Here is a 20,465-nt window from a genome sequence, read left to right on the forward strand (position 1 = left end):
TATCGCTCACACCGCATCGACTGCTGGTCGGGGATGATCCAGATCAGATGCGATAGGGGAATGGGAGCGCTAACAGCTTGATTCCGAAGGTTGCCAGGATGTTTCGGGACATTCAAGAGGGTTGTTGTGGCGACCATTCGCCGGTCGTACGCATAACGCTTTTCCCCGGCGAACTCACGCCGGGGCCGTCTCCCGGTGTCGCTGCTGCTTGGCCCGGTACATGGCGGCGTCGGCCTCGCCGAGCGCACCGGCCAGGCCGTGCTCCGGGCTGACCGACGCCCAGCCGATGGAGGCGGTGACGCCCGCGGCGTCGAGCTCGGCGTTCACCCGGGCCACGACGGCCTCGGCGCCGGCCCGCTCGCACGGGGTCAGCAGCAGGCCGAACTCGTCGCCGCCGATACGGGCGATCACGTCGGTGTCCCGCAGGGCCCGCCGGGCCGCGTTCGCGGCGGCCTGCAGGTAGGCGTCGCCGGCCGCGTGACCGAGTCCGTCGTTGACGGCCTTGAGGCCGTCGAGGTCGAGGATCGCGACGACGGTGGGATCGGCGAGGCGCTGATGGCGTTCCTGGGCCCGCTCGACGGCCCGCTGCCAGGCCCGCCGGTTGGGCAGTCCGGTGAGCTCGTCGGTGTCGGCGTTGAGCTGCTCGCGCAGCAGCGCGTCGGCGGAGCGGTCCTGGGTGCGGTCGGCCGCGAGCGCCGTGGTCAGCATCCGGCCGAGGAGCACGAGCAGGCGTTCGGCGCCGGCCATCCGCGGGTCCTCGGTGTGGGTCTGCGGGTCGAGCCCGCAGATGGCGCCGAACAGGCTGCCGTCGCTTTCCACGATCGGCGCCCCGGCGTAGGTGCCGATGTCGATGCGCTCGTTGATGCGGGCGCCGGCGTAGAGCGGGTCGGCCCGGGCGTCCCGGGCCACGGCGGGCGCCCGGCCGGCGGCCATGTGCACGCAGAAGCTGTCCTGCCACGGGTGACTCTGCCCCTGACGCAGCCCGTAGCCGTTGTCGGCGTCGAGGTAGAGGTAGGTCTGCCGGCCGTTCTCGACCCGGGTGACCGCCCAGAACGCCAGCGGCATCTCCTCGTGCAGGTATTCCAGGACCAGGTGGGCGGCCTGGGCGAAGACCCCGGACACGGGTACGGGGTCCGCAGGCGTGGGCCTCGCCACCGGCGCGGTCCCGGCCTCGACCGGCGGCGCCTCCGGCTGTGGCTGCGACTGCGGGCCGGACTGCGGATGGGGCTGGGACTGCGGCCGGGGCTGGGACTGCGGCTGCGGCTGCGGCTGCGGGGAGTCGGGCAGGGCCGCGGCCTCGGCCGGCAGCGTGAACGTGAAGCGGGACCCGGCGCCGTCCGGATGGGCGGCGGCGCCGATCGTGCCGCCGTGCCGCTCCACGATGCGTTTGCAGATGCCCAGGCCGAGCCCGGTGCCCGCGTAGCCGCCGTCGGTATGGGCGCGGTGGAAGTCGCCGAAGATGCTGCCGTGCTGCCCCTCCGGGATGCCGATCCCGTTGTCGTCGATCGTCATGGTGACCATGTCGCCGACACGGTCGCTGCCGATCCGCAGCCGCGGGGTGACACCGGCGGCGGTGTACTTGACAGCGTTGCTGATCAGGTTCTCCAGCAGCTGCCGGATCAGGACCGGGTCGGCGTAGACCGGCCGCAGCTCGCCGATCTCGAACACCGGCACCGGCCGGCCGGTGCTCTCGGCCTGGTCGATCCGGCCGGCCGCGATGTCCCGCACCATCTCGCCGACGTCGACCGTCGCCGGCGAGATGGCCGCGTCCCGGGCCGTGGTGTAGGCGAGCAGGTCGTTGATCAGGTTCCGCATGCGGGCGGCGGCCCGGCTGATCCGGCCGATCCCGGTGGCGGCCGGGGATCCGGCGGGCGCGCCGGCGCCGGCGGTGTCGCCGAGCGCCTCGGCCCAGCCCTCGATGGTGGTCAGCGGGTTGAGCAGGTCGTGGGCCACCACGCCGGCGAAGGAGGCGAGCTCGCCGCGGTGACGGCGCTCGGCGGTGACGTCGTGCAGCACGGTCACGGCGCACCGCGTCCCGTCCAGGTCCAGCGGCAACGCGCGGGAGCTGGCGTTCAGGATGCGGCCCTCGGGCAGGTCCGGGTTGCGGATCAGGATGTCCATGTCCCGCACGTCCTCGCCGGCGAGGGCACGCCGGTACGGCATCTCGTCCGGTCGCAGCGGCGTGCCGTCCGGGTGGAACATGCCGTAGAAGTCCGGTTGCGCCATCCGGTCCGACCGGCCGGCCACCCCGCCGACCAGCTCGCGCAGGGCGGGGTTGCGCAGCAGGAAGCGGCCCTGCTCGTCGACGACGGTCAGGCCCTCGTTCATCGTATCGACGATGGCGCCCATCAGCTTGGCCTGCCGGTCGGCGCTCTGCTGCGCCCCGCGCAGGTCGCGGACCAGCTCCGTCCGCTCGTCGCGGCCGAGGGCCAGCGCCAGCCCGGCCACCGCGATCATCCCGACGAACAGCTGGGCCACCAGCGCCCGGGCCGGATGCGAGTCGATCTGGGCGAACACGCCGCGCCCGGCCAGGGTGAACAGCACCGCGACCGACCCGAACACGAGATCGTGCAGCACCACGAAGACGGTGTGCAGCCGCGTCGCGGCCCACACCGTCATGCCGATCACGGCGAACGCCAGCGGCAGATGGGTGTTGACGCCGAAGACCACCGTGTACGAGGCCGCCGAGAGCACCAGCACGGCCACGTACTCGAGCCGGCGGGATGTGTCCAGGCCCGCCCAGGTCCGCCGCGAGAGCACCTTTCCGGCGCCGGTCCGGTGCTCGCGCAGCAGATGCCCCAGCCGCAGGCCCACCGCGGCGATGAGCAGGATGCTCACCGTGTTGCGGGTCAGCCAGACGGCCGTGGCCGACCACGAGTAGCTGCCGGTGACCGCCCACACCCCGGTCGGGCCGATCAGCGCGCCGCCGGCGGTGGCCAGGAACGCCGCGGACACCAGCCGCCACAGCTCGCTGATCCGGGCCAGCGGCCGCTCGCCGCCGCACCCCCACAGGTGCGGCGTCCAGCGCCGCATCAGGACGGCGAACAGCCCGGCCTGCAGCACGTTCGCGACCACGAACCAGGTCGCGAGCACGGCCGGGGCGCCGGTGGCGACGTTCACCGCGACGGTCACGACGGTCAGCGCCAGCACGTCCAGGGCGCGCCACGGCGAGGCGTACCGGACCAGGAACCACAGCGCCGACACCCCGGCCGCCGGCCACACCAGGCTCAGGTTGGTGTCGTCCATGACCGTCAGCCGGCCGGCGTACGTGGCTGCCAGGTACAGCGCCGTGAAGCCGGCCGTGCGCCACACCGGCGAGCGACCACCCACAGCACTCAACCCCACTTCCGTACGATCGGCACCATCGGTGACCCGCTGAGCCGGGTCCTCAGCTCCGCGTGCGGGCAGCCGATCAGCAACCGGTCACCCACGACGCACGAGGGAGCCTCGGGATGCCGCGAACCCACGACACCGGAACAGCAGCCGTCACCATCGACGCGGTGCTGGCCGGGCGCCTCGTCCGCCCGCTGTTCCAGCCGATCGTGGAGCTGTCCACCCGTACCGTTGTGGGGTTGGAAGGTCTTGCCCGCGGGCCGGCCGGAAGTGATCTGGAGTTCCCGGATCGGCTGTTCGCCGCGGCCGGCGCCGCGGGTGTCCTCGGCGAGCTGGACATGCTGTGTTTCGAGCGTGCCCTGGAAGGCGCCATGGCCGCGCCGGTAGCCCCGCCGCTGCTGTTCGCCAACGGCGAACCGGCCGTGATGGATCAGCCGCTGTCGCCCAGGTTGCTGGAGCTGCTCGCGAGCGGGCCGTCGTTCCGCACCATCCTCGAGTACACCGAGCGCGCGCTGCCCGCCGTGCCCGGCAGCCTGCTGCGCCTGGCCGGTCAGATCCAGCTGTTCGGCAACGCGGTAGCCCTCGACGACGTCGGCGTGGACCCGATGTCGCTGGCGTTCCTGCCGGTCCTCGAACCCGAAGTGATCAAGCTCGACATGAGCCTGATCCGGGATCCGCACGCGGCGCACACCCGCACGGTCGCCGCCGTGGTCCACGCCGAGGCGCAGCGGACCGGCGCCCTGGTCATCGCCGAGGGGATCGAGACCGAGGACGACCTGGTCACCGCCCGCGACCTGGGCGCGCACTGGGGGCAGGGCTGGCTGTTCGGCCGGCCGGGTCCGCTCGACACCGTGCGGCACCCCTACAACCCGGAGGCCGCCGCCGCCCTGCGCCGTCCCCGGCCCGGCTTCCACCAGCCCGCCGGGACACCGTTCGAGATCGCCGCGGCGCGGGCGCCGCGGCGGGAGGCGACGCGCGAGGCCGTCGTGGCGGAGCTGGCCCGGGTACGCGACATCGCCGCGCGCGACGACGCCACGGTGGTCGTCGCCTCCTGCTCCGAGACGATCGCCGCCCGGCTCGGCGTCCCGCTGTACGAGCTCGCCGGCCGCGCCCGCTCCACGATCATCCTGGACCGCCCGGTCGACGGCGAGCTCGCCGTCGCGATCATCGGCGCCGGCCACGGATACGCCGCGACCCTCGCCGGCGCCGACCTGGTCACCACCGGCGACCTCCCCACGGTCGCCGCCGTCGCCCGGGTGCTGCTGAACCGGCACACGCGCGGCTGAGGAAAGCGGGCACGGTACCCTTTCCGGCCGGAAACACCGTACGGAGGGAGCCGCCACGATGACCGACGAGACGCCCGGCAGCGCACGCCCGGGTGGCACCGTCTACGGGCGTGGCGGCGTCGACGCGCGCCCGGCGCGGCCGGCCGGGCCGCCCCGCGCCCTCACCGCGATCGCCGGGGCCGGGATCGTCGCCGTGATCGGGCTGGCCTTCGTGGCGTGGAACAGCACCGGCGGCAAGGCCGAGACACCCGCCGCGATCCCGGTGCCGGCCTCGGCGGCCGTCTCCTCCCCCTCGCCCTCCGCTTCCCCTTCCCCCGAGGCTCCGCCCACGCTGGCCGCCGGATCGTGGCTGGTGTCCCCGCACGGCGAGCCGGGCGCCTACCTGACCGTCGCCGGCGACTTCGCCACCGTGTCCGCCGAGCCCGCGGCGCTGACCGTGGTGACCGGGCTCGCCGACGACACCTGCTTCTCGTTCCGCACCGGCGACGACCGCTACCTGCGGCACTTCGACTACCGGCTGCGGTTCGCCACGGCCGGCGACTCCGACCTGTTCCGCGCCGACGCCACCTTCTGCCGGGAGGACGGCGCCGAGCCGGGCGCGTTCCTGCTGCGCTCGAAGAACTACCCGCAGCACCTGCTGCACCGCCGCGACGACGGCACCCTCTACATCGACGAGCCGACCGGCGACGCCGCCGCCTTCACCTTCACGGTCCAGCCGGCCGGCTGAGGCCGCTCAGGTCGTGCTGAAGCGCCGCAGCAGCAGCTCGAGGCGCCGCGGGTGGCCGTCGCGGGGCAGCCGGCCGCCGCGGGTCAGCGTCACCAGCCCGTGCAGGCTCGCCCAGAAGACCTCGGTCTCGGCGTCCAGGTCGTCGGAGCCGATCACGGGCCGCAGCGCCTCGCGCAGCTCGCGGAACCCCTCCCGGAGCGGGGCCGGGGTCTCCGGGCTGGCGAAGGTGAGGTCGACCGCGCCGGTGAACATGGTCTCGTAGAGCACCGGCTGCTCCTCGGCGAACCGCACGTAGGCGGCGGCCACCGCGGCCGGCCCGCCGGACGACCCGGCCCGGGCCTCCCGCAGCGCCGCGGCCAGCTCGGCGAAGCCCTCCAGCGCCACCGCCGCCATGATGGCGTCCTTGCCCTTGAAGTGGCTGTAGAGCACCGGCTGGCTGTATTCGATCTGCTCGGCCAGCCGGCGCGTGGTGACCGCGTCCCAGCCCTCGGCCTCGGCGAACTCCCGGGCGGCCCGCACGATCAGCCGTTCCCGGTCCTGGCGTTCGCGCTCCCGGCGCTCTCGAATCGACATGGCAGGGATTCTAGCGGCGCTAGGCATCCTGTCGATGTCATGCTAGCTTCGCTTTCATATCTAGCAGCGCTAGCAACAGGAGTCGTCGTGATCACTGCCCTCGCCTACGGGCTTGCCATCGTGCTCAACCTCTTCATCGTCTTCATCGGCGCCCGGTTCCTGCTGAGCCCGGCGCAGGCCGCGGCCGGCTACGGCGTCCCGTCCGAGCCGAGCGCCTACCTGACCGTCAAGGGCGTCCGCGACCTCACCTACGGGCTCGTCGGCCTGGCGCTGCTCGCCTTCGCCGGAGCGCAGGCCGAGGCGTGGTTCATGCTCGTGGTCGCGATCGCCCCGCTCGGCGACACGCTCATCGTGCTGCGCCACCACGGCAGCCGGGCCATCGCCTTCGGCGTCCACCTCGCCACGGCGGTCGTCGTCCTGATCAGCGCCGCCCTGCTGTTCGCCGCCTGACAGTCCGTCGACAGCGGGCGCCGGCCGCCGCCACCATGACGGACATGACGACGATGACGCGGCTCCACACCGACGCCGACGGATGGGCGCGGTTCCAGGACGTACCCCTCGAGTTCCTCCCGGCGGACCCGCCGCCGGACGTCATGAGCGTGTCGGCGCCGCTGCCCGCCGCGGCCGTGCTGTTCGGACGGGGACCCGCCGGCGGCAGCCATCCGGAGCAGCCCGAACACCGCCGGCAGCTGATCGTCGGCATCGCCGGCACCGTCGAGATCACCGCCACCGGCGAGACGCGCACCTTCGGGCCGGGCGACGTCCTGCTGGTCGAGGACACCACCGGCCGGGGCCACTCGAGCCGGTCCGCGACCGGCTTCACGGCCGCGGTCGTGGTGCTCGCCTGAAGTTTCACACCGAATTCACGACGGTCTCTCTAGTTTGATCACCACGCGGGGCCGGAGCCTCGCGCTGCGTAGTCAACCATGGGGGAACGAATGTCTGTCGTACACACGAGGTGGATGGCGCGGCTCGGCGTGATCGCGCTGGCGGTGACGGGTGCCGGGGTGATCGCGGCGCCGGGCGCCCAGGCGGCGTCCGCCGGTTCGGCCCGGATCATCTGGGAGCGCGACGAGCAGGTGGTGCTGGTGAAGGCGGCCACCGGCAAGGCGAACAGGGTCGTCGTCAGCACCGCGAAACACGGCGTCGTCGTCGACGACAAGTACCGGATCAAGGCCGGTAGGGGCTGCAAGGCGATCAAGGGCGACCGGACGAAGGTCTACTGCGGCGTCGGTGAGTACACCCAGCGGGTCCGGGTCTACACGTACGACCGGAACGACACCGTCACCAACAAGACCCGGCTCGTCCTGGCCGCCTACGGCGGAACCGGCAACGACACGCTCACCGGCGGCCCGGCCGGCGACTTCCTGCACGGCGAGTCCGGCCGCGACACCCTGCACGGCCGCGGCGGCGCCGACTACCTGGTCGGCAACTCCGGCAACGACAGGATCCACGGCGGCGCCGGTGGCGACCGGCTCTTCGGCTACGCCGGCGACGACCGGCTCTACGGCGGCGCCGGCCGGGATGCGCTGAGCGGGGACCAGGGCCGCGACAAGCTCTACGGCGGCACCGGCGACGACATCCTGTCCGGCGACGACTTCGGCAAGCAGGCCGCCGACCTGCTCGACGGCGGCGCCGACGGCACCCCCGGCGGCGATTGGTGCCAGGCCTGGGGCGCCGACGTCAAGAAGGCCTGCGAGCGCTGACCGCAGAGCACTTCTAGATCCAATTCAAGAGCTTTCGGTACGGCCGGAATAGCCTAGGCTTTCCGGCCGGCCACCGAATACGATGTTCTCCCGTATCGACTTCGATCGTGACCAGCTCGAAGGCCGGGGACGCAGCATGAGCGCTAGGGTGCAGCCGGCCGCCACCGAGTCGAGAAAGGTGGTGACCGTCCTCTTTTCCGATGTGGCCGGGTCGACGGCCATCGGGGAAAAGCTTGATCCGGAATCGCTCCGCCGTTTGATGACCCATTACTTCGAAGAAATGAGCGCCGTCGTCGAACGGCACGGCGGGATCACCGAGAAGTTCATCGGCGACGCCCTCATGGCGGTGTTCGGCGTGCCGAAGCTCCACGAGGACGACGCCCTCCGGGCGGTGCGGGCCGCCGTCGAGATGCGCGACGCCCTCGATCAGCTGAACCACGAGTTCCAGCGGCTCTGGGGTGTGCAGATCGCGGCGCGGACCGGGGTGAACACCGGCGAGGTCGTCGCCGGGGACGCGTCGCTGCGCGAGGCGTTCGTGGCGGGCGACGCCGTGAACGTGGCCGCGCGGCTGGAGCAGGCGGCCGCGGCCGGGCAGATCCTGATCGGCGAGTCGACGTACCGCCTGGTCCGCGACGCCGTGACGGTGACCGCGGTGCCCGACGTGGTCGCCAAGGGCAAGACCGCGCCGCTGCGGGCCCTGAGCCTGACCGCCATCATCCCGGACGTGCCGGGGTGGCGACGCCGGCTGGACACTCCGCTGGTGGGCCGGGAGCAGGAGCTGGCGGCGCTCGAGGAGGCCGGCCGCTGGACCGTCCGCCACCGCGGCTGCAAACTCGTCACCGTGCTGGGCGCGGCCGGGGTCGGGAAGTCCCGGCTGGCCGGCGAGTTCCTGAGCAGGTTCGCCGGCGAGGCGCGCGTGGTCACCGGGCACTGCCTGTCGTACGGCGAGGGCATCACGTTCTGGCCGGTAGCCGAGGTGGTGCGCAACGCCACCGGTATCAGCGGCACCGCGTCACCGGACCAGATCCGGCCGAAGATCGCCGAGCTGCTCGGCGGCAGCGAGCACCGGCAGCTGATCTGCGAGCGGATGGCGGCGCTGCTCGGCATGCCGGGCACCACGCCGGGGATCCAGGAGACGTTCTGGGCGGTCCGCCGGTTCCTCGAGGCGCTGGCCGCGGAACGCCCGCTCGTGGTGGTGTTCGACGACATCCAGTGGGGCGAGCCGACCTTCCTCGACCTGCTGGAATACCTGGTCGACTGGATCCACGGCGTCCCGGTGCTACTGCTCTGCCTGGCCCGCGGCGACCTGCTGGACACCCGCGGCGCGTGGATGGCGGGCAAGCCGGACGCGTCGATGATCATGCTGCATCCGCTGACCACGCCGCAGATCGAAGGGCTGGTCGGCAACCTGCTCGACGGCACCTGGCCACCCGACGCGACGTCGGCCCGGCTGGTGGAGACGGCCGAGGGCAATCCGCTGTTCGCCGAGGAGATGCTGCGCATGCTGGTCGACGAGGGCCGGCTGCGCCGGGTGAACGACCACTGGTCGACCGCCGGGCACGACTCCGCCATGGCGGTGCCGCCGACGATCCACGCCCTGCTCACGGCCCGGCTCGACCGGCTCGATCCGCGCGAGCGCGCCGTCGTCGACCGAGCCTCGGTGGTCGGCCTGCGGTTCTCCTGGCGGGCCGTCGCCGAGCTCTCCCCCGTCGACCAGCGCGCCGGGGTGGGCGGGTGCCTGCAGTCGCTGACCCGCAAGGAGCTGATCCACCCCGACCTGGCGGCGCACAGCGACGACGACTGCTTCCGGTTCGCCCACATCCTCATCCGGGACGCGGCCTACCGGCAGATCCCCAAGGCGGTCCGGACCGACCTGCACGAGCGGCTGGCCGGGTGGATGGCCGAGCGGTTCGGCGAGCGCTCCGGAGAGTACGAGGAGATCGTCGGCTACCACTTCGAGCAGGCCTACCGGGGCCTGGCCGACCTGGGGCCGGCCGGTGAGCGGGCCACCGCGCTGGGCCGGCGCGCGGCGGGACCGCTGGCCTCGGCCGGCCGCCGGGCGTTCGCCCGCGGGGACATGCCGGCGGCGAGCAACCTGCTGTTCCGGGTCGCCGGGCTGCTGCCGATGAAACACCCGCAGCGGCTGCGGCTGCTGCCGATGCTGGGCAAGGCGCTGCGCGAGACCGGCCGGCTCGGGTGGGCCGACGACGTGCTCACCGAGGGCATCGAGCTGGGCGGCGCGGCCGGGGACCGGCGGGTCGAGTCGCTCGCCCGCATCGAGCGGGCCTCGCTGCGCGACTACACCAACCCGTCGGGCGAACCCGACGAGCTGCGCCGGGTCGCCGAGCACAGCATCGGCGTCTTCGCGGAACTCGACGACCACGCCGGGCTGGCGCAGGCCGGCAGCCTGCTCGCCGAGGCGCACTGGACGCACGGGGAGTTCGCCGCGATGGAGGAGGTCCTCGAACGGGCCCTGCGGCACGCCCAGCTGGCGAACGACGTGCGCGGCCGGTCCTTCCTGCTGACCTCGCTGGCCCGGGCGGCCCTGCTCGGGCCGGCGCCGGTGGAGGCGGCGCTGCGCCGGTGCGAGGAGATCATGACGGAGGCCGGCGACGACCGCGTGCTGATCGCGGCGGTGCTGCCCCCGGCCGCCGGCCTGCACGCGCTGCGCGGCGACTTCGACCGGGCCCGCTCGATGCACCGCCGTGCCCGGGCCGATTTCACCGAGTTCGGCATGACCTCGGCGCTCGCCGCCCTGCCGCTCTACTCCGGCCCGATCGAGCTGCTGGCCGGGGACGCGCCGGCCGCCGAGCGGGAGCTGCGCCGCGGCTACGAGCTGCTCACCGGCATGGGCGACCGCAGCCGGTACTCGACGGTCGCCGCGTTCCTGGCCCAGGCGCTGTACGCGCAGGACCGGTTCGGCGAGGCCAACGAGCAGGCCCTGTCGGCCGCCGCGACGGCCACGGCCGACGACTTCTACACCCAGACGGTGTGGCGCGGCACCCGCGCGCTGATCCTGGCCCACGCCGGCGACGCGGAGCAGGCGCTCGCGCTGGCCCGGCACGCGGTCGCGCTCACCCAGAACACCGATTCGCTGAACCTCGCCGGCGACGCGCTGCTGGTGCTCGCCGAGGTGCTGGTTGCCGCCGGGCACCGGGACGACGCGGCAGTTTACGCCCGGGAGGCCCTGCGCCGGTACCGCGACAAGGGCAATGCGGTCTCCTCCCGCCGGGCGGAGGATATCGCGAGCCTTGACCGGAACCGACCACCGGCGTAGCGTCCTTAAGCTATCCAAATACTTCAATTCCAGAGGTCATCATGAGTGACGCGGAATCAAACGTACGAATCAATATCAGCCCGCAACAAGCCAGGGAGTTGCTGGACGGGCTGGCCGGCGACGACGATTTCCGGAAGCGGGTCGCCGCGAATCCGGTCGCCGAACTCCGCCGTTTCGGGATCACCGTTCCGGCGGATCTCGTGCCGGAGAATGTCGAGCTGCCCTCCCCCGCGGAGATCCGGCAATTGAACAGCTCGATAAACGCCGAACAGTCGTCGCAGCTCGATCCGACCACCCCATTGATCAAATTCGGCCCGCTCGTGCCCGCGCTGGCGTGGGTCGCGAAGATGCCGAGCTGACGGCGGGTGCCGCGCTTCCGGCGGACCGGGTACGTGTTCCTCCGCTGCGAGGACCGTTCGCTGATCGACGTCGCGGCGCTGCTGCGCGGCCGGGCCGAGCTGGCGACGCATCCCCAGATCACGGCCGTCTCGGCCCTCACCGCCGTCGAGCGTGCGATCTCCCGTACCCAACTGGATCTGATCCTGTCCCTGCCCGCGCGATCGTGGACGCGGCGGGACGCGGACGACGCCGAAGCCCTCCGCCGGCTCGCCACCGACGGCCTGGTGCTCAGCGACGAACCCGACGACCACCTGAGCGAGCTGCGCCGCCGCGACGAGACGCTGACGGCCGGGCAGTGGGACGTGCACGCCGCGCTCTACCACTTCCTGACGCAGTGGCGCGACGTCGACGCCGGCGGATCCCCTGCCGAGGCCGACCCCACCGGCGCGCTGATCGGCGCCCACGGGCCGCCTCCCCCGCACTTCGCCCCCGCCGCCCGCCCCCTCGCCGTCACGGAGCTGGCTCTGGAGGAGCGCCGCGGCGGCCTGTGGGACACCCTGGCCCGGCGGCGCACCACCCGCGTCTTCACCCCCGAGCCGCTGACCGCCGGGGAGCTCTCGCTCGTGCTGCGCTACACGGCGGGCTGCCGCGGCTACAGCCGGATCGCCGAGGACGCCGTGATCCTCAGCAAGACCAGCCCGTCCGGCGGCGCCATGCACCCGACCGAGCTGTACGTGCTCGCCCGCCGCGTCGACGGCGTCGAGCCGGGCCTGCACCACTACGACGCCGGACGGCACACGCTGGAGCTGCTCTCCCGGCACACCCCGGACGCGATCGGCAGCCTCGCCCTCGAACTCTCCGCGGGCCAGGCCTTCACCCGGGACGCGGCCGCGCTGTTCCTGGTCACGACGCGCTTCTCCCGCAACTTCTGGAAATACCGGCAGCACCGGCGGGCGTACGCCGTGCTGCTCATGGACGCGGCCCACCTCGGCCAGACGTTTTCCCTGGTCTGCGCGGAACTCGGCCTCGGCGCGTTCGTGACCGCCGCCGTGAACGGGGCCAACATCGAGGAACGGCTCGGCCTCGATCCGTACAGCGAGGGGGCGCTGGCGCTGTGGGGGTGCGGCCGGCCGGGCCCGGGACCCGACGGCCCGGTCTTCGAGCCCTACATCCCCCGCACGACGACGATCTGAGTCAGTCTCCCCGCAGGGGTGACCGGTCACCGACGAGCCAGAGATGCCCGTACGGATCGAAGAAGCCCCCTTGCCGGTGCTTCCCCCACGGCGCCTCATGATCGCGCACCGGATCGTGGTATTCCGCCCCGGCCGCCGCGGCCGCCTCGGCGAACGCGTCCGGGTCGTCCACGAACACCTCGACCCGCACCGTCGTGGAACCCAGCGCGCCGGGCGTCTCCCAGCGGTTGTTCGCCGGCTCGGCCAGGAAGATCGGCGCGCCGCCCACCTCCAGGCCGATCACCGAGCCGAGGTTCCACAGCTCGGTGGCGCCGAGGGCGCGCTGGTACCAGGCGGAGGCGGCGGGAGCGTCCGGCACCGCGAGCATCAGGGAGATGGCGGTCACGAGCCGGACGATACGCGCGGGGACGGCCTGCCCGCAGCCCCGTGCTCGCCGAGGAAGTCGAGCAGCAGCGCGCCGATCTCGTCCGGGGCGTCGAGCTGCAACCAGTGCCCGGCGCCATCCACCCGCTCGTACCGCCACGGCCCGGTCACGTACTGCGACGACCCCGTCATCCCCTCCTCGATCAGCGCGAAGTCGCCGCTGCTCCACACCCCCATGGCCGGCACCGTGATCGGAGGCAGCGGCGGCCGCGGTCCGACCGGGGACTCCGGCGGCAGGATCGCCCGGTAGAGGGCGAGGCTGGCTCACCCGGCCACTGCGGCGAGCAGTTCGGCCCGGGACGGGCCGGGCAGCGGATAGCGCGGGGCGCCCATGCCGAGCGCCACCACCCGGTCGGCGACGCCGGGACCGCCGAACACCTCGTCCGGGGTGGCGATGAACGCCGTGAGCGAGGTGTACCCGCGGGCCAGGTCCGGGTCGGCGAGGCTCGCCGCGAACAGGGCCTTCGCCATCGACCACCGCGGGTCGTCGGGCTGGTAGGACCGGCCCTCGGCGTCCGCGGCCATCTCGGCGAGCCGGTGCCGGTCCTGCCAGACGGTTCCCCGGTGCAGCGGCTCGACGACCTGGGTGCTCACCTCGTCGAAGCGGCGGGCGACCTTGTCGTGGTCGGCCGGGTCGACCTCGCGCAGCAGGTCGCGCAGCAGCACCGCGTGGATCATCGCCATCGAGGCGCCGCGGCCGACCGACGGGTTGGTGCAGGCCCAGGCGTCACCGACGGCGACCACGCCGGTCGCGACCGGCTCGCCGCCGGCGACCAGGCGCCGGTACCGGTCCTCGATGCCGGCCATCACGTCGACGCCGGAGATCGGCTCGCCGTCCGCCCAGTGCGCGACCATCGGGTAGCGGGCCACGGCCGCGTGCCAGCGGTCCGGTTCGCGCAGGCCCCGCAGCTCCCGGTCGCGGCTCGCGGTGGCCAGCACCACGCTCCACGTGCCGTTGTCGCCGGGCAGCGTGATCGCCGACAGCGAGTCGTGGTTGTGCAGCAGGTTGCCCTTCGCCACCGGCAGCTCGCCGGTGCCCGACCGGAAGTGCCGGCAGTGGTAGACGAACCCGGAGTCGTCGCGTTCCTCGGCCGGGGCCCGGGCGCCCGCCGCCTGCAGCCAGGACGACAGCGCCGACCGCCGACCGCCGCAGTCCACCACCAGGTCGGCCGGGATCGCCGTGCCGCCGGCGGTCAGCACGCCGGTGACCCGCGGCACCCGCGCGCCGCCGTCCGTGGTCAGGCCGGTGACCGCGACACCGCGCCGGATCGTCACCCCGGCGTTCCCGGCGGCGGCCGACAGCACCGCCTCCAGCACCGGCCGCCGGGCGGTCACGGTGTCGAACCGCTCGTCGCCGGGCCGGATCGGGCCGCGCCGGTCGGCCGGCAGCATCGCGATCAGGTTGAGCTCGCCGGCGCCGGCCTTCCGCAGCGCGTCGCCGGCCTCCGGCAGGTGCTCGCGCACCAGGTGCCACCAGCGCGGCAGCATGAAGTGCGGCAGCCGGAACTGGTTGACGCCGCGCCGCTGCCAGTCGTTCCAGGCCGTCTCGGTGTCGGCGGGCGGCGGCGGCCCGGCCGGGTCGCGCTCCACGACCACCACCTCGTGCCGGTCGCCTGCCAGGAGCATCGCCGTGGTCAGGCCGGCCAGCCCCGCACCGAGTACCAGAATCCGTGCCATGTCGTCCCTCCATCGATGTGCCGATGGCGGCATCGTGGTCCGGACGGCTGCCCACTTCCCAGGTCAGTCGGTGCCCAATTCCCGCTCGACCGGGGCGGTGCCGATCTCGACGGCCCAGAGCAGCTCGGTCACCTGCTCGACCGCCCGCGCCAGGTGCCGGCGGTAGGTGCTGAACGGCAGCCCGAGGACCTCCGCGGCGGCCTCCTGGCTCGGGGCGGCCCGCACGAACGTCCGGTTCAGCACGGCCCGCGACTGCTCGCCCTTCGGCGTCCCGGCGAGCCGGCCGATCGCCGCCTCGACGCTGGCGCGCACCTCCCCGGCGCTCGTGCCGAGCCGGCTGCCGGCGAGCGGGCACGCGGCGAGCCGGTCCGGGCGGTGCAGATCGTGCAGCACCCGGCGGACCGCGTCACCGAACGCCGCCCGGCTCAGCGGCAGCGGGCGCAGCGCCGAGTCCGGCGGCGGCCCGGTGCCGCCCTGGTGCTCGCGCTCGCTCATCATCGCGAGCCAGTCCTCGACCGGGAAACGGCGCCAATCCATTCCGTACGCGACGTGCCGCCTGCCGCCGGCCGTCACCTCGACGAGCGGCCGGAACCCGAGGTAGCCGAAGAACGGCCCCCAGTGCTCCGGTTCGACCGACACCACGAACGACCAGGCGAGCGGTTCGGTGCACCAGGTGATGATGGAGGTGACGGTGCCGGCCAGCTGCGCGTACATGTCCCGCTGGCCGTCGCGCACCCCGGCCCAGAACCGGCCGATGTCGACCCGCTCGCCGGGGCGCGTGGGTGCGGTGCTTCCGACGTACTCCAAGATCTTTTTAATGACGGGATCCCGGTTCTCCATCGGAGAACCACAGGGGCAGAAGATTCCGTACGTGAAACCGACGATCCCGTCGCCGGTGCGCACCACGTTCACATGATCGGGTTCGTCGGCGAGCCAGCCCTCGGCCAGCACGGCGCTCTCCCGGCCCTCGGTCCGCTCGATCAGCTCCAGGACCGTGGCGTGCTCCTCGGGCACGGCCGGCAGCACCACGGCCGTGCCCTGGCTGCGCAGGGTGAAGTAGGTGTCGGTGAGCGGGCTGCGGCGATGCAGATAGGCCAGCTGCTGGGCGAGCATCTGCCGGTCCACGCCGGTGGTGGACCGCACCCCGGCCACCGCATGGTCGTGCACGATCCGATGCAGTTCCCGGTAGCGCTCCGGCGACCGCCGCTCGAACTCCGCCTCCAGGATCTCCCGGGTCAGATCGTGCGGGGTCAGCCCGGCCGGCCGGCACTGCACGAACGGCCGCCGCCGCAGCCACTGCCACACCTCGGGCGCGTCCGCGCCGACCGTGCGGCGCAGCAGGTCCTCGGTCGTGAGCCAGGCCCGCGCGCAGGTCGCCAGCCCGGTCATGTGCGCCTCCGACGGCGCGTCGCGCAGCAGCGACTCGAGCAGCACCGAGATCAGATCCGGCACCTCGGCCAGGCTCGCCGGCACCGCCCCACCGCCGGCGACGTCGGCCAGCAGCGCCAGCGTCAGCGGGTGGCCGCGGCCCAGCGCCAGCAGCCGCTGCCGGGCCGTCCCGGTCACACCGGCCCGGGCCAGCAGATCCGCGCTGTCGCCGGCGTCGAGGTGCTCGACCCGGTGCACGGCGACCACCTCCCGCCAGCCCGGGTCGACGCGCCAGGCGGCCGGCGGCGGCTCCCGGCCGGCGAAGACCACGACGCCGTCGGCCGGCAACGCCGGGACGAATGCGCGGCGCAGCCAGACGTCGATGACCCCCAGGTATTCGTACGAATCGACGAGCAGGATCCCGGCTTCCATGGCCGGCACGGCCCGGGCGAATCCGTCCGGTGAGGGGTCGATCTCCCGGCCGTCCAGCAGCACCGGATCCCGCCCGGCCGCCCGGGCCCGCGCCGCCATCTCCAGCAGCAGCGTCGTCTTGCCGATCCCGCCGGCGCCGTGCACGAACAGCACCCGCCGCGGCGACCGCCCGCTCAGCGCGTCGTCGAAGGCCCGCAACTCCGCACGCCGGCCGACGAAGTCCCGCCGCCGCGCCCGCTCGATGACGTCCCCGAGGACGTTAGCCGCCACCGGCCCAGTGTCGACCTCTCCGGCCGTGGCGGGCCAGCACCCGTCAGCGGCCCGACACTCCCCACGCCCCCGAACCCGAACTCAACACACACCGCGAAACCACCCCGCGCGTGTTGAATACGGGCGCGATCCGAACCCGAACTCAACACGCAAAGCTAGGTCGCTCTTAGGTGCGGCCTGGAGTCCCGATCAGCTCGGCGAAGTCGCCAGCCGTGCCCCGGAAGGCGTTGGCGTCGCCGCCCCGCGGAACGCAGATCGTGGTGCCGTCCCGGTCCCTCTCCGGCCGGCCACGACGCGCGCGAACCGATCACGGTCTGGTCACCGAACTGCCAGAAGACCGCGATGTCTCCGGCGTCGCGGCGGTGACGCCCGGATGCTCGAGATCCGTCTGCGGGAGGAACGCCGGATCGGTGCGCCATGGCCGGAACGCCTCGTCAAGGGTCGCCTGGAAGATCGGTCATGACACGACGCTGTCAGGCGACCGCGCCGGTCCGCCGCGATCCGGGATGATCGTCTACCGTCCGTGGCCGGGGAATCAGGCCTTGAGGGAGCCGACCGCCTCGTCGACAGTGGCATAGGTGGGGAACTCCGACGTGAGCCGCATCGTCTCGAGGACCGTGCGCAGGAAGGTCGAGGGCCCGGCGAGCACCAGCTCTCCCGACCGGGTCCGGGCCGCGTTCCGGCCGCGCACCAGCGCGCCGACGCCCGTCGAGTCCACCACCCCGGCGTCGCTGAGGTCGACGACGACGCCGGGCCGCGCCGACACCGCCTCCTCGAGGACCGCCCACAGCTCCACCGCCGTGTCGAGGTCGACGTCACCGGACACGCGGACCACCGCCACCGACGGCTCCAACGTCAACGACACGTGCTCACCGGTCGCCATCTGCCCGCTCCCGCCTCTCGTCCACCGCATCAGCCTTACGCTAGCCGCGCGACGGAGGCCGGTCGCGTCACCTCCCGCCCCGCTGTGATCCGGAACGCCCTTCCGGCGTGACAGCGGGGTCCCGGTCGGGCAGGCCGGCGGCGGGATGCCGGTCGGGCAGGCGGGCGGCGGGGTGCCGGGTCGGCAGGCGGACGGTGAAGGTGGTGACGGCCTCGTCGGGTTCGCTCACCGCGATGGTGCCGCCGTGCTGGTCGACGATGGCGCGGGCCAGGGTGAGGCCGAGGCCGGAGCCGGGCACGCCCTGATGCGCGGCCGCGCCGCCGCGGAAGAACAGGTCGAACAGGTGGGCACGTTCGTCGCCGGGGATCGGCGCGCCGGTGTTGGACACGGCCAGCGAGGTGGTCCGGTCGTCGGCGTGCACCTGGACGCCGACGACGCTGCCGGCGCCGGCCCAGGTCAAGGCGTTGGCGAGGAGTTCGTCGACGACCTGGCGCAGCCGGTCGGGGTCGCCGTCGAGCGGGACCGTGTCGGGGGTGTTGACCTCGATGACGACAGGAATATCCGTTTCATCCCGTGCGGCGTCGACGGCGGCGTGCACCACGGCGGCGAGATCGGCTCGCTGGATGTCCAGGTCGGCCCGGCCGGAGCGCATCCCGGCGACGTCGAGCAGCTTCAGGACGATGGTGTGCAGTTTGGCGGAGTTGCGCCTCACCACCTCGAGCATCTCCCGGTGCTCGCCGGTCAGGCCCGGTTCGTCGAGCATCATCTCGGCGTAGGCCTGCATGCTGGTCAGCGGGGTGCGCAGTTCATGCCCGACCAGCGCGATGTAGTCGTCGCGGGTGCGGTCGAGCTCGGCGACGAGGCGTTCGGCGCGGCGGCGTTCCAGCATTTCGCCGATGTGGGCGGAGATGCCGACGAGCACGGCGGTCCACACGTCGTCGGCAGCCTCGGTGGTCCCGCCGTAGCAGACCAGGACGCCCAGCACCGTGGAGCCGCTGGGAATCGGAACGGCGAGAGCGGCGCCGCCCCGGTCCTCGGCCCAGACGGGTTGGGTGGTCTGCCACGCCCGTCCGGGCAGGCCCTGGCCGTACGACAGCGGTTCGGGGAGGCCCGCGGGCGGGTTCCGGCCGGCCTCGGTCCATCTGGCCATCCGCCGGAGCACACCGGCCACCTCGTCGACGTCCCAGAACTCGGTGGCCGCCCATCCGATCATGCCGCCGATCACCCGGACGGCCTCGTGTATCAGCTCGTCCGCCGGGTCGGGCCGGGACAGCAGGTCGGCGACCGTGAACTCGCATTCCCGGAGCCGGGCCGCGCGGCGGTGCACGGTCACGTCGTGCATGGCGACGACCGCGGCCAGCCCGGGGCGGCCGGTGACCGGACGGCCGTTCACCCGGAAGATCCGCTGCGGCTTCCCGGGCGGGCGCACCACGACCTCGACGTCGCGCACCCGCTCCCCCGCCAGCGCCCGCACCAGCGGCTGTTCCTCCCCGGCCATCGGGCTGCCGTCCGGGTGGTGCAGGTGCAGCCGCCGGGGCCACTGTGCCACCGGCACCCCGTCGAGCCGGTCACCCACCAGCCGGCGGGCCGCCTCGTTGGTGAGGACCGGACGGCCGTCGCCGTCGCAGCCGACCACTGCCACGTCCAGGCTGTCGACCACCGCGGTCAGGGTCTGCTTGTCCTGCTCCAGCCGGCGCCGATCGAACACCGCGGCCTCCAGCAGCGCGCCGGCGCGTTTGTCCCGCATGTAGGCGGTGACGTCCTCGGTGCGGTGCACGATCCATCGGATCTCGCCGTCCGGGCCGAGGATGGGCGCGTTCACCGGCGCCCAGTACCGCGTGGCGAACCCGCCGGTGACCTGGGGGATGTCGTACTTCTGGATCGCCATGACGTCGGTGACGCGCTCGCGCAGCACCCGGCGCAGCGAGGCGCCCCACGCCGCCGGGCCGCCACCGTCCGGATCGTCCGGGTTGTCGGGGAACGCCTCGTCGAACGGCCGGCCGACGAGATCGTCCCGGGACCGCATCGTCGCCGCCAGGTAGGCGTCGTTCGCCTCGACGAACCTCAGGTCCGGGTCGAGGACGACCACCGGTGTCGGTGTGCCGCGGAACAGCGCCTCGTAGTCCAGCCGATCGGACGAATCGCCCATAAAGCCACTTTATCCGTACTCGTCGCATCGGGCAGGTGTTACCGCCCGCTCCTGCCGGCAGGCGTCCAGGCCGATCTGCACGACCCGGGCGAGTCCTTCCCGATCCAGCACGACCAGCCCGGACTCCTCCACGCGCACGAGGCCGATCGCCGCCATCTCCGCGACGCAGCGTTGGGCTCTCCTCCGGCGCCGTTCGTCGAAGAGGGCGTCGAGGTCGACGTCCTCCCTGGTCAGGAGCTCGTGGGCCAGCCTCCTGCCGACCGTGCGCAGCGCCTCCGGCACGAAGCCCCGGGTGGTCAGGTGCCAGGCGAGGCCGCCCGGGCACCGATAGACGGTGACGACGCCGCCGTGCGCTTCCCGATCGCCGGCGGCCGCGGCGAGCGCCGACGCCTCGTCGCGGTAACGCTTCTTGCCGCACCGGCAGTTGTAGCGCCGGCCGGGCATCAGGCGACCAGCCTTCGCAGCGCCAGGCGGGCGAGCGGGAGGTAGAGCAGCACCACCGGCATCGGCCCGCCGACGGTCAGCCCCGTCCGCGTTCCCTCCTTCGTCGCCTCGACGGTGTGCCGCAGCCGCAGCCGGATTCCGGCCATCGAGACGGACCAGGACCACATCCGTACGGGGCCCGAAGCGACCACGTCCAGCACGGCGAAACCGGCCCGCAGACCCCCGGCGGCGCGCACGACGCCGGCGGTCCGCGGTCGCAGTTCCTCGTGCGGGTAGGTGACCGACCGGATCTGCGGCGACCACTCCGGCCACCGGTGCGGGCGCACATAGCGGTCCCACACCTCGTCCGCCGGGCACGGCCCGGTCACTGCCACCCGCATGAACC

18 protein-coding genes are annotated in these 20,465 nt (G+C 73.3%); 8 read left to right on the forward strand and 10 right to left on the reverse strand.

Translation table 11 applies throughout. The annotated features are described in order from the left end of the window. Window positions 1-174: 174 nt before the first annotated feature. On the reverse strand, window positions 175-3,345 hold the full coding sequence (locus tag AB0G10_RS14520) for a diguanylate cyclase (RefSeq protein ID WP_360920223.1): 3,171 nt from the start codon (window positions 3,343-3,345) through the stop codon (window positions 175-177). Window positions 3,346-3,452: 107 nt separating this feature from the next. Between AB0G10_RS14520 and AB0G10_RS14525 the strand changes: the two genes are divergently transcribed. Together AB0G10_RS14525 and AB0G10_RS14530 are read left to right on the forward strand one after the other, a co-directional pair. Then, window positions 3,453-4,619 carry an EAL domain-containing protein gene (locus AB0G10_RS14525; RefSeq protein WP_360920226.1) on the forward strand — a complete coding sequence of 389 codons (1,167 nt, stop codon included), beginning with the start codon at window positions 3,453-3,455 and terminating at the stop codon, window positions 4,617-4,619. A gap of 58 nt (window positions 4,620-4,677) precedes the next feature. Continuing rightward, window positions 4,678-5,346 (forward strand): AbfB domain-containing protein, encoded by a 669-nt coding sequence (locus tag AB0G10_RS14530; protein WP_360920229.1) that lies wholly within the window; start codon window positions 4,678-4,680, stop codon window positions 5,344-5,346. 6 nt (window positions 5,347-5,352) lie between these two features. Here the strand turns inward: AB0G10_RS14530 and AB0G10_RS14535 are convergent, their stop codons facing one another. Next, on the reverse strand, window positions 5,353-5,919 hold the full coding sequence (locus tag AB0G10_RS14535; RefSeq protein ID WP_360920232.1) for a TetR/AcrR family transcriptional regulator: 567 nt from the start codon (window positions 5,917-5,919) through the stop codon (window positions 5,353-5,355). 87 nt (window positions 5,920-6,006) lie between these two features. Between AB0G10_RS14535 and AB0G10_RS14540 the strand changes: the two genes are divergently transcribed. From AB0G10_RS14540 to AB0G10_RS14565, 6 genes are all read left to right on the forward strand, one after another. Further along, on the forward strand, window positions 6,007-6,369 hold the full coding sequence (locus AB0G10_RS14540) for a DUF4267 domain-containing protein (RefSeq protein ID WP_360920235.1): 363 nt from the start codon (window positions 6,007-6,009) through the stop codon (window positions 6,367-6,369). Window positions 6,370-6,413: 44 nt separating this feature from the next. After that, on the forward strand, window positions 6,414-6,767 hold the full coding sequence (locus AB0G10_RS14545; protein ID WP_360920238.1) for a hypothetical protein: 354 nt from the start codon (window positions 6,414-6,416) through the stop codon (window positions 6,765-6,767). A gap of 90 nt (window positions 6,768-6,857) precedes the next feature. Then, a complete protein-coding gene (locus AB0G10_RS14550) occupies window positions 6,858-7,625 on the forward strand; it encodes a calcium-binding protein (RefSeq protein ID WP_360920241.1) in 768 nt (255 codons plus the stop codon). 136 nt (window positions 7,626-7,761) lie between these two features. Further along, complete coding sequence (locus AB0G10_RS14555; RefSeq protein ID WP_360920244.1) at window positions 7,762-10,902, forward strand: adenylate/guanylate cyclase domain-containing protein; 3,141 nt, start codon at window positions 7,762-7,764, stop codon at window positions 10,900-10,902. A gap of 41 nt (window positions 10,903-10,943) precedes the next feature. Beyond that, window positions 10,944-11,261: an NHLP-related RiPP peptide gene (locus tag AB0G10_RS14560; RefSeq protein WP_360920246.1), complete on the forward strand. Its 318-nt coding sequence runs from the start codon at window positions 10,944-10,946 to the stop codon at window positions 11,259-11,261. Between the two features lie 6 nt (window positions 11,262-11,267). After that, window positions 11,268-12,434, forward strand: a complete 1,167-nt coding sequence (locus tag AB0G10_RS14565; protein WP_360920249.1) for a putative peptide maturation dehydrogenase — start codon at window positions 11,268-11,270, stop codon at window positions 12,432-12,434. A 1-nt stretch (window position 12,435) separates the two neighbouring features. Here AB0G10_RS14565 and AB0G10_RS14570 read toward each other — a convergent pair whose 3' ends face one another. The 8 genes from AB0G10_RS14570 to AB0G10_RS14605 form a co-directional block, all read right to left on the reverse strand. Further along, entirely contained in the window at window positions 12,436-12,819 is a 384-nt protein-coding gene (locus AB0G10_RS14570) for a VOC family protein (RefSeq protein WP_360920252.1), read from the reverse strand. Further along, window positions 12,816-13,034: an alpha/beta hydrolase gene (locus AB0G10_RS14575; RefSeq protein ID WP_360920255.1), complete on the reverse strand. Its 219-nt coding sequence runs from the start codon at window positions 13,032-13,034 to the stop codon at window positions 12,816-12,818. Before AB0G10_RS14575 ends, AB0G10_RS14570 begins: the two co-directional genes overlap by 4 nt. 87 nt (window positions 13,035-13,121) lie before the next feature. Continuing rightward, window positions 13,122-14,534, reverse strand: coding sequence for an FAD-dependent monooxygenase (locus tag AB0G10_RS14580; protein WP_360920257.1), 1,413 nt, complete (start codon window positions 14,532-14,534; stop codon window positions 13,122-13,124). Between the two features lie 63 nt (window positions 14,535-14,597). Continuing rightward, the gene (locus tag AB0G10_RS14585; protein ID WP_360920258.1) at window positions 14,598-16,604 is read right to left on the reverse strand and encodes an AAA family ATPase; all 2,007 of its coding nucleotides are present in this window, start codon (window positions 16,602-16,604) and stop codon (window positions 14,598-14,600) included. 535 nt (window positions 16,605-17,139) lie between these two features. Further along, window positions 17,140-17,517, reverse strand: a complete 378-nt coding sequence (locus AB0G10_RS14590; RefSeq protein ID WP_360920261.1) for an STAS domain-containing protein — start codon at window positions 17,515-17,517, stop codon at window positions 17,140-17,142. 37 nt (window positions 17,518-17,554) lie between these two features. Next, entirely contained in the window at window positions 17,555-19,636 is a 2,082-nt protein-coding gene (locus AB0G10_RS14595; RefSeq protein WP_360920263.1) for an ATP-binding protein, read from the reverse strand. A gap of 9 nt (window positions 19,637-19,645) precedes the next feature. Further along, window positions 19,646-20,080 carry a hypothetical protein gene (locus AB0G10_RS14600; RefSeq protein WP_360920266.1) on the reverse strand — a complete coding sequence of 145 codons (435 nt, stop codon included), beginning with the start codon at window positions 20,078-20,080 and terminating at the stop codon, window positions 19,646-19,648. After that, a complete protein-coding gene (locus AB0G10_RS14605; protein ID WP_360920268.1) occupies window positions 20,080-20,460 on the reverse strand; it encodes an SRPBCC family protein in 381 nt (126 codons plus the stop codon). Before AB0G10_RS14605 ends, AB0G10_RS14600 begins: the two co-directional genes overlap by 1 nt. Between the last annotated feature and the right edge of the window lie 5 nt (window positions 20,461-20,465).

The sequence above is a fragment of the Actinoplanes sp. NPDC023714 genome, from assembly GCF_040639855.1.
Taxonomy (GTDB): Bacteria; Actinomycetota; Actinomycetes; order Mycobacteriales; family Micromonosporaceae; genus Actinoplanes.

What these genes read in the sequence shown, in the direction of transcription:
- AB0G10_RS14575 (WP_360920255.1), bottom strand. Translation starts at nt 13,034, where the DNA reads ATGGGGGTGTGGAGCAGCGGCGACTTCGCGCTGATCGAGGAGGGGATG.
- AB0G10_RS14545 (WP_360920238.1), top strand. Translation starts at nt 6,414, where the DNA reads ATGACGACGATGACGCGGCTCCACACCGACGCCGACGGATGGGCGCGG.
- AB0G10_RS14580 (WP_360920257.1), bottom strand. Translation starts at nt 14,534, where the DNA reads ATGGCACGGATTCTGGTACTCGGTGCGGGGCTGGCCGGCCTGACCACG.
- AB0G10_RS14550 (WP_360920241.1), top strand. Translation starts at nt 6,858, where the DNA reads ATGTCTGTCGTACACACGAGGTGGATGGCGCGGCTCGGCGTGATCGCG.
- AB0G10_RS14535 (WP_360920232.1), bottom strand. Translation starts at nt 5,919, where the DNA reads ATGTCGATTCGAGAGCGCCGGGAGCGCGAACGCCAGGACCGGGAACGG.
- AB0G10_RS14560 (WP_360920246.1), top strand. Translation starts at nt 10,944, where the DNA reads ATGAGTGACGCGGAATCAAACGTACGAATCAATATCAGCCCGCAACAA.
- AB0G10_RS14525 (WP_360920226.1), top strand. Translation starts at nt 3,453, where the DNA reads ATGCCGCGAACCCACGACACCGGAACAGCAGCCGTCACCATCGACGCG.
- AB0G10_RS14600 (WP_360920266.1), bottom strand. Translation starts at nt 20,080, where the DNA reads ATGCCCGGCCGGCGCTACAACTGCCGGTGCGGCAAGAAGCGTTACCGC.
- AB0G10_RS14595 (WP_360920263.1), bottom strand. Translation starts at nt 19,636, where the DNA reads ATGGGCGATTCGTCCGATCGGCTGGACTACGAGGCGCTGTTCCGCGGC.
- AB0G10_RS14530 (WP_360920229.1), top strand. Translation starts at nt 4,678, where the DNA reads ATGACCGACGAGACGCCCGGCAGCGCACGCCCGGGTGGCACCGTCTAC.
- AB0G10_RS14605 (WP_360920268.1), bottom strand. Translation starts at nt 20,460, where the DNA reads ATGCGGGTGGCAGTGACCGGGCCGTGCCCGGCGGACGAGGTGTGGGAC.
- AB0G10_RS14555 (WP_360920244.1), top strand. Translation starts at nt 7,762, where the DNA reads ATGAGCGCTAGGGTGCAGCCGGCCGCCACCGAGTCGAGAAAGGTGGTG.
- AB0G10_RS14590 (WP_360920261.1), bottom strand. Translation starts at nt 17,517, where the DNA reads ATGCGGTGGACGAGAGGCGGGAGCGGGCAGATGGCGACCGGTGAGCAC.